This window comes from Suilimivivens sp. (genome assembly GCF_037359455.1).
Taxonomy (GTDB): Bacteria; Bacillota; Clostridia; order Lachnospirales; family Lachnospiraceae; genus Suilimivivens; species Suilimivivens aceti.
Map to the genome: position 1 here is coordinate 97,147 of NZ_JAXXXI010000055.1, position 12,225 is coordinate 109,371.

A 12,225-nucleotide genomic window follows, 5' to 3' on the forward strand; every position below is an offset into this window, starting at 1 on the left:
TATTTCAAAAACCTTCTGTATGGAAAAGAGAAGGATGTGAAGGCTTGGAACAGATCAAAAGGAATAATAGAAATAAACTGGCAGCCTACCGGTTTTTCTTATATATACTGCTGATATTTGGAACAGGAATGACGACTGCATTTGGATATTATAGTCTGTGGTGCAGAATTCCGGCGACTATTATGGTGAAATCAGGTATGGAGGAAACATTTGATTTCCAGGTACCCGCCAAAGGCATTCTGTATAAGGAAGCGGTGGAAACATCGGCGGCCGGACAGAAGACGATCGCAGATAGTGGGCTGATGGTAGATTTCAGCAGACCGGTAACGATGAAAGCAGAGCAGATTGACAGCTATAAGCTGAAGGTAAGACTGTTTGGTGTCATACCGCTCAAGGATGTTTCTGTGGAAGTTATTGATGATGTCAGATTGAAACCGGCGGGAATTCCGATTGGGATATATGTGAAGACTGAAGGCGTTCTGGTGGTTGGTGTTGGAGAATTTGAGGGAGAAAGCGGGGAGAGCTGCAGTCCTGCCCATTACATTCTTCAGCCAGGGGATTATATCCTTGAGGTCAATGATGAACCGGTAAAAGGGAAAAAACAGTTTATGGAAACAGTGAGCTGTTGTGAAGGACAGAATCTGATTCTGAAGATAAAAAGAAATGAAGAGGAACTGTATGTGATGACAAAGCCGCAGCTAAATGAACAGGGAGAATATAAGCTTGGCATCTGGATCAGAGATAATGCACAGGGGGTTGGAACCATGACCTATATAGATGAAACGGGACATTTTGGAGCACTCGGACATGGGATCAATGATGTGGATACCAGCACGCTTATGGCGTTGCAGAAAGGAACACTGTATCATACGGAAATCATCGGGATCACAAAGGGAAGCAATGGATCACCAGGAGAATTGACGGGGTTTATCGAATATGATGACAGAAATATTCTGGGAACCATAACGGAAAATACGACAAGAGGGATCTTTGGTGTCTGCTCTCCGGATATTGCAGGTAAGGAGCAGGAAGCCCTTCCTGTAGGACTGAAGCAGGAGATCGAGGCTGGTCCTGCACAGATACGCTGTTCTATTGGTGGTGATATTGAAAACTATGAAGTAGAGATCACGGATATCAATCTCGGAAATGATAATATCAACAGGGGAATTGTCCTGCAGATCACAGACGAGAGGCTGTTATCTGAAACAGGTGGGATCGTACAGGGAATGAGCGGCAGTCCGATCATCCAGAACGGAAAGATCATCGGTGCTGTCACTCATGTTCTTGTACAGGATTCCACAAAGGGATATGGTATCTTTATTGAACGGATGCTGGAGAAAAACTGATTAGATTCTTTTTACCAGATCCGCAACAAGGCGGGCAGAATGTCTGGCAGCTGCCTCTTCAAACACAGGATAGTCTACTTCTGCTGAGCCGTCCGCCTTGTCTGAGATCGCACGGATGATAACAAAGGGAATATGGTTCAGATAAGCACTCTGGGCGATGGAAGCACCTTCCATTTCAGCACAGTCACCGTGGAAGACCTGGATCAGGCGTTCCTTTACCTTAGAGGAGGAGATAAATTGATCTCCACTGACAACACGTCCAAGATGAACCTGCAGATCCGGATTTACTTCCCTGCAGGAAGCAATGGCAAGGGAGGCAAGCTGATCATCAGCCACAAATTCACAGATGCCAAGCTGGGGTACCTCGCCTGGTCTGTAACCAAAGATGGTAGCATCCACATCATGATGCATGGCGTCCCTTGATACCAGAATATCTCCGATATCCAGTGCGGCATTTAAGGAACCGGCAACACCGGTATTGATGATATGTGTTACAGCAAATTTATCTGTGAGGATCTGTACGCAGAGGGCGGCATTGACCTTGCCTACACCGGAACGTACGATAACGACAGCGGCGTCATTTAAAGTACCTTCATAAAAGTCCATGCCGGCACAGGTGGTAACAGAGGAAACGGTCATGGCTTCCTTCAGTGTGCTGACTTCCAGCTCCATGGCTCCGATGATTCCGATTTTTTTCATATGTCTATAGTCCTTTCTGTATTTGCTTTGAAAATTTATTCCGGATAGATCAGACGGTCTTCCCTGATCCCGTATAAAACCTGATCCAGATATTTCCTGGCGAGATAGTTTGCCATGGAAAGGTTCATGTCCAGATAGTTGCCGCAGTCTCTTGGGGCAGCGCCGGGTACTTCACCTTTAAAATCTCTGACAAATTCAAATAATTCTGTTACAAGAGGAACTACCTCTTTTGAACTGTAATCCCCTGCAAGAAGCATATAAAAGCCGGTACGGCATCCCATGGGACCAAAGTAAATGGTCTTGTCTTTAAAAACGGGATGGTTCCTGAGGAAGGTGGCACCAAGATGCTCGATCGTGTGAACCTCTGCCGTGTTCATAACAGGCTCTTCATTGGGGCTTGTCATGCGCAGGTCAAAGGTAGTGATCGTTTCAGCACCGACAGAGTCCTTACGGGAAACATAGATACCTGGCTGGAGCTTTATGTGATTGACGGTAAAACTTGCTATTTTTTCCATAGGGTTGATCCTTTCTTTTAATATGAAATATTTCACAATAATGTCCATGCCCATTATAGCGAAAAAGGGAAGGCTCCGCAACCGGAAAAGCAAGTGGGGATTAGGGATAAAATAATTATTCCAAGAGAAGGAAAAATAGAGTATAATCACCTTAAAATGGTACTGGGGTCACAAGCCACAGAAGTTAATGATAACGGGGAAGAAAAAGTTGACAGAAGAGAAATATACGATCAACAGGTATAAAAGAATTGTATTTTATATGGTGATGGTCATGCTGCTTTTGGCATTCCTGCTGGGACAGTGTATATGCCCAAGCGAAAGGGAAACAGTTACGGAAGAGAGCATTACTTATACTGGAGCCTTTTTCTAGGAAAAGGCAGATGGCACAGAAGAGGAGATCCGGATTCCCGGCAGATATGATGTGCCTGCTGGAGAGTTTCTGGTCATCCGGTCAGTACTCCCTGAGGATTATAATGAAAATACGATTGCCATAAGAGCCTCTCTTGAGAATGTGCGTATTTTTATCGGTGGGGAGCTGAGGACAGTATATGATACGAAGGATACCAGACCCTTTGGAAAAAATTCTGCCAGCCGGTATGTGTTCTGTGAAACATCCGGGGAGGATGCCGGACAGGAACTGCGGATTGAGCTGCAGTCCTTTACCGAAAAATATTCCGGTGTTGTCAACACAGTATATTGCGGAGATAAATCAGATATCTGGGAATATCTGTTCCATAGCTATTTTATGGTGACCATGATTGCTGGTTTTGTGCTGCTTGCCGGACTGGCCGTGCTGATTTTCAGCCTGGTGCTTGGTGTCATGTACAAGACAAGGTTTGATCTGGAATATCTGGGATGGTGTATGATTCTGGGAGCAGTGTGGATGCTGGGGGAATCGAAGCTTCGCCAGCTGTTTGTTTCCAATGCCTCGATTCTGGCGGATATGTGCTTCTTTGCAGTAATGCTCTGCCCGGTTCCTGTTTTGTTCTATATTGACAGTGTTCAGCAGGGGGGATACCGGAAGATCTATCATGTGGCAGAGTGTATCACCTGTGCAAATTTTGTGATATGTACAGTATTACAGGTGTTGGATATCGCAGATTTTATCACGACAATGTTCTTGTCCCATCTGGTGATTGCAGGAACATTCCTGACGATACTGATCACTATTATCCGTGATATTATCCGGGGAACAGCGAAAAAATATAAGCTTCCGCTGATCGGAATGGTGGCTGTTATAATTGCGGTCATACTGGAAATGACAGAGGTGTACCGTGTTGTGTCGATGTCTGGAATTTTTGTCGGAGCAGGACTGATGGTACTGCTGGTTGTCACGCTGATCCAGACAATGGATCACATCCACGAATTGGAGCTGGCACGTCAGAGAGAGGCCAGGGAAAGCTTGGATTATCTGACCGGACTTCCCATGCGTAATAAGGGTGAGAAGCTGATCACTGAAAAAATGCAGAAGCTTGAGGGATATCTTGGATTTGCAGATATGGATAATCTGAAGAAGATCAATGATGTCTATGGACATAAGGCGGGGGATCGCGCACTCAGACTGGTAGGAGCAATGCTTACAGAGTGTATGGAGAATGCAGTGGTCTGTCGTCTGGGCGGAGACGAGTTCCTGTTCTATCTGCCGGAAGTATCGGAAGCAGAGATGAACACGCGGATGAGAAGACTGTTTGAAAGCTTTGAGGCAGCAAAAAATGTCAATGCGGAGACTTCGCCGGCATCCTTATCCTGTGGCCTGTGCATGTGCAGGCAGGGAGGCAGCTTTGAAGAATACTATATGAAAGCAGACAAGGCACTGTATCATGTGAAACAGAATGGCAAGAACAGTTTTCATTTTTATGAGGAACTGGCAGAACAATAGAATGTATAAAATAATAATGACAAAAAAGGGCTTCCTACTCGGGAGCCCTTTCTGCTACAGACACATTGATGCCATTGACTTCCACCTGATCATTGATCTCAATGACAAGACAGCGTCTGCCGTCTACCATCATGGTGTTGACAAGATCGGCACGGTCAGGGTTGACCTTTACGACAACATCAGGGGTTTTGACCTCAAAGGATCTTGTGCTTGCCACATTGCTGACAAAGAGAGCCGTGTCATCACCGGCAGCAGCATCATAAAGAGCATCAAAGTCCTTCAGCTTTTCTTCTTCCACACCGCTTTTTTCAAGGAGGTTCTTGACTTCCTTTTTATCAAGAGTAAGCGGCTCAGGGATTTCTTTATGCTCTTCGATCATTTCAGCAAGGTTTTCGTGGATGCTTTTTACAACTTCATACTCGCAGTCTTCACCGAGAGTTTCCTCGATAATGGTCTGGAAGGTTTCCTTCTGGCTTCCTGCAGATAAGGGCAGAGAGCAGCCAAGGATCCCTTCTACGAATTCACTGTGTGGTTCTTCCGGGTTCTTGTTAAAGAACAGCGTGCTGTGGATATCGGTCGCTCTGTCGTTAAAGGAAGGGAAGAGAAAGCCTGTTTCCGGCATATTGACAACCCAGTCCCTGATCCGGTTATGGAATTCATTTAGGGAGGCATCATAGCTGAGACCCGGCTTTGACAGGGCTACAGGACAGATGCAGCAGAGCAGATATTCAAATACAGTATCGGAGGCGTCATCCATGGTCATGCCATCCAGCGCCTTTCCGGGAACATCATAGGCATCATGGATCAGCAGGATCAGATAGTTGCCTACATATTCGTAGGAGCCGATCACACGGTCATAAAATTCCTCCAGGAGGGCATCATCCTTCAGCTTGCTGTCACGAAGCTTTAGGAGAAATTCCTGGGTGCCGCCTTCAAGCTCTGTATCTGTCGGAAACTCCAGATTCAGCAGATTCTTGCCAATGCTTCCGGAAAGAGTTTTCCGGAGCAGTTCAAAATATTTGAAGATTTCTTCTTCAGGAAGAGAAAGAAATGCTTCCTTAAAATCAGTTTTTTTATTCTTTTCACCGTCTACATAGCAGCCGCAGATTCTGGTGATGGAGCAGCTATTTGGGGTAAACAGTCGTTTGATCTCATTGATTTCCTGTTTGATCATAAGAATTCCTTTCTCAGTCTGCCTGATTCTGTGCTTTTAAATTCTTCTGGGCGGTGGAAAGCATCAGCTTGATACGGTTTAACTGGTTTACCTCGCTGGCACCAGGATCATAGTCGATGGCTACGATATTACTTAACGGATAGTGCTTTCTCAGCTCCTTGATAACACCCTTGCCTACGACATGGTTTGGCAGGCAGCCAAAGGGCTGTGTACATACGATGTTATTGACGCCGCTGTGGATCAGCTCGATCATTTCACCGGTCAGGAACCAGCCTTCACCGGTCTGATTGCCGATAGAAACGATTTCCTTCGCATATTCTACGGTCTGGTAGATCCGGCAGGGCGGCTCAAAGTGGACACTCTTTTCAAAGGCCTTTCTGGCACCGCTGCGCAGATATTCAAGGCCATCAATGCCAAGCCTTGAAATGAAAGCAGTTTTCTTACTCATGCCTAGCTGGTCTGCCTTGTAAATCTGGTTGTAGAAGCAGTAGAGCATGAAGTCCAGAAGATCCGGAACGACAGCTTCGGCACCTTCTGATTCCAGCAGCTCGACCAGATGGTTGTTGGCTGCAGGTGCATATTTGACAAGGATCTCACCTACTATGCCGACTCTTGGTTTCTTACTGTCAGTGATGGGGATGGCATCGAACTCCTCAATCATCTGACGGCACATCTTCTGGAAGGTGAAGAAATTCATATGCTTTGCAGAAACAAAGGCACAGCATTTCTCAACCCATTTCTGGTGGACAGCTTCGACACTGCCGGGTTCCTTTTCATAAGGGCGCATACGGTATACACAGCGCATGAAAATATCACCAAATACGGCAGCATAGGCAGCACGCATCAGCATTTCCAGATTCAGGTGGAAGCCGGGGTTGCTTTCGATACCGGCCATGTTCAGGGAAATAACAGGAACCTGTGGCATACCGGCCTTTTCCAGGGCACGGCGGATAAAGCCTACATAGTTGGTAGCACGGCAGCCTCCGCCTGTCTGGGTCATGATGACAGCAACCTTGTTGACATCATATTTGCCGGACAGAAGGGCATCCATGATCTGACCTACTACCATAAGGGAAGGATAGCAGGCATCGTTGTTTACATATTTCAGTCCAACATCTACCGCATGGCGGTTGTCATTGGAAAGCACTTCAAAGTGATAGCCGCAGGCCTGAAAGGCAGCGGAGAGTACATCAAAGTGGATCGGAGACATCTGGGGACAGAGGATTGTATAATCCTTCCGCATCTCCTCGGTAAAGGGTACTTTATAAATAGCGGAGGAGTGGATCTCACGCTCCTGATGCTTCTGCTCCCTGACACGGATCGCAGAGATCAGGGAACGGATACGGATTCTTGCCGCTCCCAGGTTATTAACTTCATCGATCTTCAGACAGGTATAGATCTTGCCGGAACCGGAAAGAATATCATTTACCTGATCCGTAGTAACAGCATCCAGTCCACAGCCAAAGGAGTTAAGCTGGATCAGATCCAGATTGTCCACGGTTTTTACATAGCTTGCTGCAGCATAGAGTCTTGAGTGGTACATCCACTGGTCGGAAACGATCAGTGGGCGTTCCGGCTTTGCCAGATGGGAAATGGAATCCTCAGTCAGTACAGCAATATGATAGGAGTTGATAAGCTCTGGAATACCGTGATTGATCTCAGGATCGATATGGTAAGGACGGCCGGCAAGAACAATACCGCGGTTACCGGTCTCCTTCATCCATTTCAGAACCTCTTCACCCTTATGCTGCATATCCCTTCTGGCCGCTGCCAGCTCCTCCCATGCAAGATGAACTGCTTCAATAATCTCAGAAGATGGAATTTCTTTAAATTCCTTGATCAGGGCATCGGAGATCGTCTTCTCATCACGGAAGGACATAAAGGGATTACGGAGAATGGCTTCTCCACGTCCGATCTCTTCAACATTATTCTTGATATTTTCAGAATAAGAGGTAACGATTGGACAGTTATAGTGATTGTTTGCCTCGTCAAATTCCTTTCTTTCATAGAATAGCGCCGGGTAGAAGATAAAGTCTACCTTCTGGTCGATCAGCCACTTCACATGTCCGTGTGCCAGCTTGGCAGGATAGCACTCGGATTCACTGGGAATGGATTCAATACCAAGCTCATAGATCTTGTGCGTGGACAGTGGGGAAAGGATAACCCGGTAGCCGAGACGTGTAAAGAACGTAAACCAGAACGGGTAGTTCTCATACATGTTCAGGACTCTGGGGATACCGACATTGCCACGCTTTGTCTCGTCAGCGGGAAGCGGTTCGTAGTCAAATACCCGCTTTAGCTTATACTCAAACAGGTTTGGCATATTGTCGGCATTTTTCTGCTTGCCAAGACCTCTTTCACAGCGGTTTCCGGAAATATACTGTCTGCCGCCGGAGAATTTGTTGATGGTCAGACGGCAGTTGTTGGTACAGCCACGGCACTTTGCCATGCTGGTCTCAAACTGCAGGGAAAGGATCTTGTTCATGGGAAGCATGGTGGTTTCCTGTCCGCAGGTATACCGCTCCCTGGCAACGAGGGCAGCACCAAAGGCTCCCATGATACCGGCGATATCCGGACGGATGGCTTCGCAGTCTGCAATCTTTTCAAAGCTTCTGAGGACGGCGTCATTGTAGAAGGTACCGCCCTGTACGACGATGTTTTTTCCAAGCTCGTCAGCACTGGATACCTTGATAACCTTAAACAGGGCATTCTTGATAACAGAGTAGGCAAGTCCGGCGGAAATATCCGATACGGAGGCGCCCTCCTTCTGTGCCTGCTTTACCTTAGAGTTCATGAATACGGTACAGCGGGTACCAAGGTCAATGGGATGCTCCGCAAAGAGAGCAGTTTTCGCAAAGTCATCTACGGTATAGTTCAGGGACTTGGCAAAGGTTTCAATAAAGGAACCGCAGCCGGAGGAGCAGGCTTCATTTAACTGCACACTGTCTACGGTCTGATTTTTGATCTTGATGCACTTCATATCCTGACCGCCAATGTCGAGGATACAGTCTACATTGGGATCAAAGAAAGCGGCTGCATAGTAATGGGCTACCGTTTCTACCTCTCCGTCATCCAGAAGGAAAGCTGCCTTCAACAGGGCTTCGCCGTAACCGGTAGAGCAGGAGCGGACAATATGTGCCTTTTCGGGAAGCAGCTCACTGATCTCCTTCATGGAGCGGATCGCTGTCTTTAATGGGCTTCCATCATTACTGCTGTAGAAGGAGTAAAGGAGCTTTCCTTCTTCGGAAACCAGAGCGATCTTGGTGGTGGTACTTCCGGCATCGATACCAAGGAAGCAGTTACCCTCATAGGTGGAAAGGTCAGCAGTCTCTACATGGTGGCTGGCATGACGCTTCTTGAAGGCGTCATATTCAGCCTTACTTGAAAACAGAGGCTCCATGCGTTCCACCTCAAATTCCATTTTGATATTGGAAGAAAGCTTCTTCACCATTTCTTCCATGGAGTAGGAGACATCTTCTTTGGCGTTCAGGGCAGAACCGATAGCGGCAAACAGATGGGAGTTTTCCAGGTCAATGGTGTGTTCCTCATCCAGCTTCAGGGTACGGATAAAGGCAGACTTCAGTTCAGATAGAAAGTGAAGGGGACCGCCAAGGAAAGCAACGTGGCCACGGATCGGCTTGCCGCAGGCAAGTCCGCTGATGGTCTGGTTGACAACTGCCTGAAAAATGGAGGCAGAAAGGTCTTCCTTGGTAGCACCTTCATTGATCAGGGGCTGGATGTCGGATTTGGCAAATACACCGCAGCGGGCTGCAATCGTATATAAAGACTGGTAATTTTTGGCATATTCATTCAGACCGGAGGCATCTGTCTGCAGAAGAGAAGCCATCTGGTCAATAAAGGAACCGGTACCGCCGGCACAGATTCCGTTCATACGCTGTTCCACATTGCCGCCTTCAAAGTAGATGATCTTGGCATCCTCACCGCCAAGTTCGATGGCAACGTCTGTTTTGGGAGCGATTTCCTTTAAGGAAGTGGCAACAGCTACAACCTCCTGTACAAAGGGAACTTTTAGATGATTGGCAAGGGTCAGACCGCCGGAGCCTGTGATCACAGGATGGACAGTCAGGTTTCCAAGCTTCTGATAGGCATCCTGCAGGAGGGAAGAAAGGGTCTCCCTGATGTTGGCAAAGTGCCTTTTGTAATCAGAAAACAGGATCTGGTGCGTTTCATCTAAAATTGCGATTTTTACGGTAGTGGAACCAATGTCGATTCCAAGAGTATATGTATGGTCCATGAAAATAACCACCTTTTTCTTCTTATTTTATGTGTCCGACAAAGCTGGACATATTTAGTTATTATACGACAGCACTTTTTAAATTGCAATGTGGATAAATTAACATTTTGTTAAGAAAGGATAGTCTGTTTCTTAAATTTCTTCCGTGAGTTTACAATTTACCGGCAGAATGATAAAATGTAGCATATTAAGCTGAAAAGAAAGACCGGAGGAGCTCTTTTATGAAACCTATGAGTAATTTTGAAAAAAAATTCGGCAAATATGCCATCAGGAATATTTCCCTGGTACTGATCCTGTTTTATGCCTGTGGATATCTGATCAGCTGGATTAATCCGGTGATGCTGAATTATCTGACTTTAAATCCCTATGCGATCCTGTTTAAAGGACAGGTATGGCGTCTTGTTACCTGGCTGATCGTACCGCCGGAAAGCTTTGATTTCTTTACCCTGATCATGCTGTATTTCTATTATTCGATCGGGACCAGCCTGGAAAGGGCATGGGGAACCTACCGGTATAATGTATACCTTTTGCTTGGTATGGTCTTTACGGCGGTGGGCGCCTTTGCCATGATGGGCTTTGTTTATCTTTTCCAGGGAGAAGTGCTGGTAGCAGTTGGTGCAGAGAATTATTTCACTCTGATTTCCGGTATGTTCAGCACCTACTATGTGAATATGTCCATATTCCTTGCTTTTGCAGCAACCTTTCCGGATATGCAGGTCCTGCTGTTTTTCTTCATTCCGATCAAAGTCAAGTTCCTTGGTATTATCTACGGACTGATTCTGGTGTATAATTTTATTGCAGGCTATGGAAATCCTTACCTGACAGCAGCAAACCGTTTTGTCATAGCGGCGTCCCTGCTGAACTTTGCTGTATTTTTCTTTACCAGCAGGAGCAGGATCCATATGTCACCAAAGCAGATGAAGAGAAGACAGGAATTCAAACGGGAGGTAAAGAATTCTTCTAAGATCACAAGACACAAATGTGCGGTCTGCGGAAGGACAGAGGAAACCAATCCGGAGCTGGAGTTCCGTTTCTGCTCCAAGTGCGATGGCAATTATGAATATTGTCAGGAGCATCTGTTTACACACGTGCATGTAAAGCATAATTCATAAAGAAGGAAGAAAAGATGGAAGAAAATCAGGAGATTTTATTTGCAAAAACACTGGAGAAGGTAAAGCGTCTTGCCAGAGAACAGTGCAACAGCATCCGGAAGGAACAGGTAGAAGAAGCGTTTCAGGTGCTGGCTCTTTCAAAAGAGCAGCTTGCCATGGTGTTTGAATATCTGGAGAAGTATCATATCACGATAGGAGAAAGCGCTGCAGAGGAGGAAGATATCCTTTCTGAAGAGGAGATCGATTATCTGGAAGAGTACAAAAAGGAACTGCTGGAGCTTCCTGTGTTTTCAGACGGAGAGAAGGATGCTTTTACGTTATCTGCCATGGCAGGAGAAACAGATGCACAGGGCAGGCTGATCCAGGTGTATCTGCCAAAGGTGGTGGAGATCGCAAAGCTTTATGCGGGGCAGGGTGTTTTTGTGGAGGATCTGATCGGAGAAGGCAACGTGGCACTTTCCATGGGTGTGACCATGCTTGGATGCCTCGAAAAGAAGGAAGAGGCCGAAGGAATGCTGATGAAAATGGTCATGGATGCCATGGAGGATTTTATCAGTGATAGCATGGAGGAAACCCAGAAGGACAATAAGGTTTTAAAAAAGGTAAACCAGGTGGCAGAGAAGGCAAGGGAGCTGTCTGAGGAGCTGCGCAGGAAGGTTACAGTAGAAGAACTGTGCACAGAGACAGGACTGAGCGAAAAGGCAGTCAGGGATGCCATGCGTCTGTCAGGTTATACGATAGAGGATATCGAAAATCCCTCATGAGAAAGACCTGTAAAGGAGAATGGAATGGACGAGAGGCAGAGAATGGAAGAACTGCAGGATACGGACTTTAAATATGTGATGCAGGATACAGGCAATATTTATATTGGTGCCAGACTGACCTATGCGGAGCTGATGGATCAGGAGATGCTTCCCTTTAAGATGAAAACGATCATCCAGCATTATTTCCTGAAGGAAACCTCGCTGGAAACTACGCTGGAAAGTGAATTTTATTACCTGGAAAAGGGCAGCTTTTTATATGAAACCTTTGCACAGCTCCGGATCAAAGTAAAGGTCAATGTACTGACAGAGAAGAAATCCCTGTTTGGAAAGAAAAAGATGGTTTACACAGAGAAGATCCTGACCCTGAAGGAACTTACGGAGATGAACCTTGCAAGGAAGAAAGCTTCCGGGATGATCATCAGGGAAATTATCGTATCAAAGCTTGGTCTTATGACCTTCAGTGTATAAAAGAAAGGATAGC

General features: G+C 46.3%; 10 protein-coding genes. 6 read left to right on the forward strand and 4 right to left on the reverse strand.

Going from position 1 to position 12,225, the window contains the following annotated elements:
* Positions 1 to 44 precede the first annotated feature (44 nt).
* Positions 45 to 1,346 (forward strand): SpoIVB peptidase, encoded by a 1,302-nt coding sequence (gene spoIVB / locus WJQ40_RS12295; protein WP_337540557.1) that lies wholly within the window; start codon positions 45 to 47, stop codon positions 1,344 to 1,346.
* Here spoIVB and WJQ40_RS12300 read toward each other — a convergent pair whose 3' ends face one another.
* Both WJQ40_RS12300 and WJQ40_RS12305 read right to left on the reverse strand, forming a co-directional pair.
* Positions 1,347 to 2,045, reverse strand: coding sequence for a 5'-methylthioadenosine/adenosylhomocysteine nucleosidase (locus WJQ40_RS12300; protein WP_337402732.1), 699 nt, complete (start codon positions 2,043 to 2,045; stop codon positions 1,347 to 1,349).
* Positions 2,046 to 2,080: 35 nt separating this feature from the next.
* On the reverse strand, positions 2,081 to 2,560 hold the full coding sequence (locus WJQ40_RS12305; protein ID WP_337540558.1) for an S-ribosylhomocysteine lyase: 480 nt from the start codon (positions 2,558 to 2,560) through the stop codon (positions 2,081 to 2,083).
* A 208-nt stretch (positions 2,561 to 2,768) separates the two neighbouring features.
* Here WJQ40_RS12305 and WJQ40_RS12310 point away from each other — a divergent pair, with 208 nt between their 5' ends.
* Together WJQ40_RS12310 and WJQ40_RS12315 are read left to right on the forward strand one after the other, a co-directional pair.
* Positions 2,769 to 2,930, forward strand: a complete 162-nt coding sequence (locus tag WJQ40_RS12310; protein ID WP_337540560.1) for a hypothetical protein — start codon at positions 2,769 to 2,771, stop codon at positions 2,928 to 2,930.
* A 51-nt stretch (positions 2,931 to 2,981) separates the two neighbouring features.
* Positions 2,982 to 4,439: a GGDEF domain-containing protein gene (locus WJQ40_RS12315; protein ID WP_337540561.1), complete on the forward strand. Its 1,458-nt coding sequence runs from the start codon at positions 2,982 to 2,984 to the stop codon at positions 4,437 to 4,439.
* A gap of 34 nt (positions 4,440 to 4,473) precedes the next feature.
* Here WJQ40_RS12315 and WJQ40_RS12320 read toward each other — a convergent pair whose 3' ends face one another.
* Both WJQ40_RS12320 and WJQ40_RS12325 read right to left on the reverse strand, forming a co-directional pair.
* Positions 4,474 to 5,613: a DUF4317 domain-containing protein gene (locus WJQ40_RS12320; RefSeq protein WP_337402729.1), complete on the reverse strand. Its 1,140-nt coding sequence runs from the start codon at positions 5,611 to 5,613 to the stop codon at positions 4,474 to 4,476.
* Between the two features lie 13 nt (positions 5,614 to 5,626).
* Positions 5,627 to 9,868, reverse strand: coding sequence for an acyl-CoA dehydratase activase-related protein (locus tag WJQ40_RS12325; RefSeq protein ID WP_337540562.1), 4,242 nt, complete (start codon positions 9,866 to 9,868; stop codon positions 5,627 to 5,629).
* A gap of 221 nt (positions 9,869 to 10,089) precedes the next feature.
* Here WJQ40_RS12325 and WJQ40_RS12330 point away from each other — a divergent pair, with 221 nt between their 5' ends.
* The 3 genes from WJQ40_RS12330 to WJQ40_RS12340 are packed head-to-tail and all read left to right on the forward strand — an operon-like array spanning position 10,090 to position 12,212.
* Positions 10,090 to 10,980: a hypothetical protein gene (locus WJQ40_RS12330; RefSeq protein WP_337540563.1), complete on the forward strand. Its 891-nt coding sequence runs from the start codon at positions 10,090 to 10,092 to the stop codon at positions 10,978 to 10,980.
* Positions 10,981 to 10,994: 14 nt separating this feature from the next.
* Positions 10,995 to 11,744: a sigma-70 domain-containing protein gene (locus WJQ40_RS12335; protein WP_262573965.1), complete on the forward strand. Its 750-nt coding sequence runs from the start codon at positions 10,995 to 10,997 to the stop codon at positions 11,742 to 11,744.
* A 24-nt stretch (positions 11,745 to 11,768) separates the two neighbouring features.
* Entirely contained in the window at positions 11,769 to 12,212 is a 444-nt protein-coding gene (locus tag WJQ40_RS12340; RefSeq protein WP_262573963.1) for a hypothetical protein, read from the forward strand.
* Positions 12,213 to 12,225 lie beyond the last annotated feature (13 nt).

Coding starts and splice junctions, on each gene's coding strand:
- WJQ40_RS12300 (WP_337402732.1), bottom strand. CDS start 2,045: ATGAAAAAAATCGGAATCATCGGAGCCATGGAGCTGGAAGTCAGCACA.
- WJQ40_RS12305 (WP_337540558.1), bottom strand. CDS start 2,560: ATGGAAAAAATAGCAAGTTTTACCGTCAATCACATAAAGCTCCAGCCA.
- WJQ40_RS12320 (WP_337402729.1), bottom strand. CDS start 5,613: ATGATCAAACAGGAAATCAATGAGATCAAACGACTGTTTACCCCAAAT.
- WJQ40_RS12325 (WP_337540562.1), bottom strand. CDS start 9,868: ATGGACCATACATATACTCTTGGAATCGACATTGGTTCCACTACCGTA.
- WJQ40_RS12330 (WP_337540563.1), top strand. CDS start 10,090: ATGAAACCTATGAGTAATTTTGAAAAAAAATTCGGCAAATATGCCATC.
- WJQ40_RS12335 (WP_262573965.1), top strand. CDS start 10,995: ATGGAAGAAAATCAGGAGATTTTATTTGCAAAAACACTGGAGAAGGTA.
- WJQ40_RS12340 (WP_262573963.1), top strand. CDS start 11,769: ATGGACGAGAGGCAGAGAATGGAAGAACTGCAGGATACGGACTTTAAA.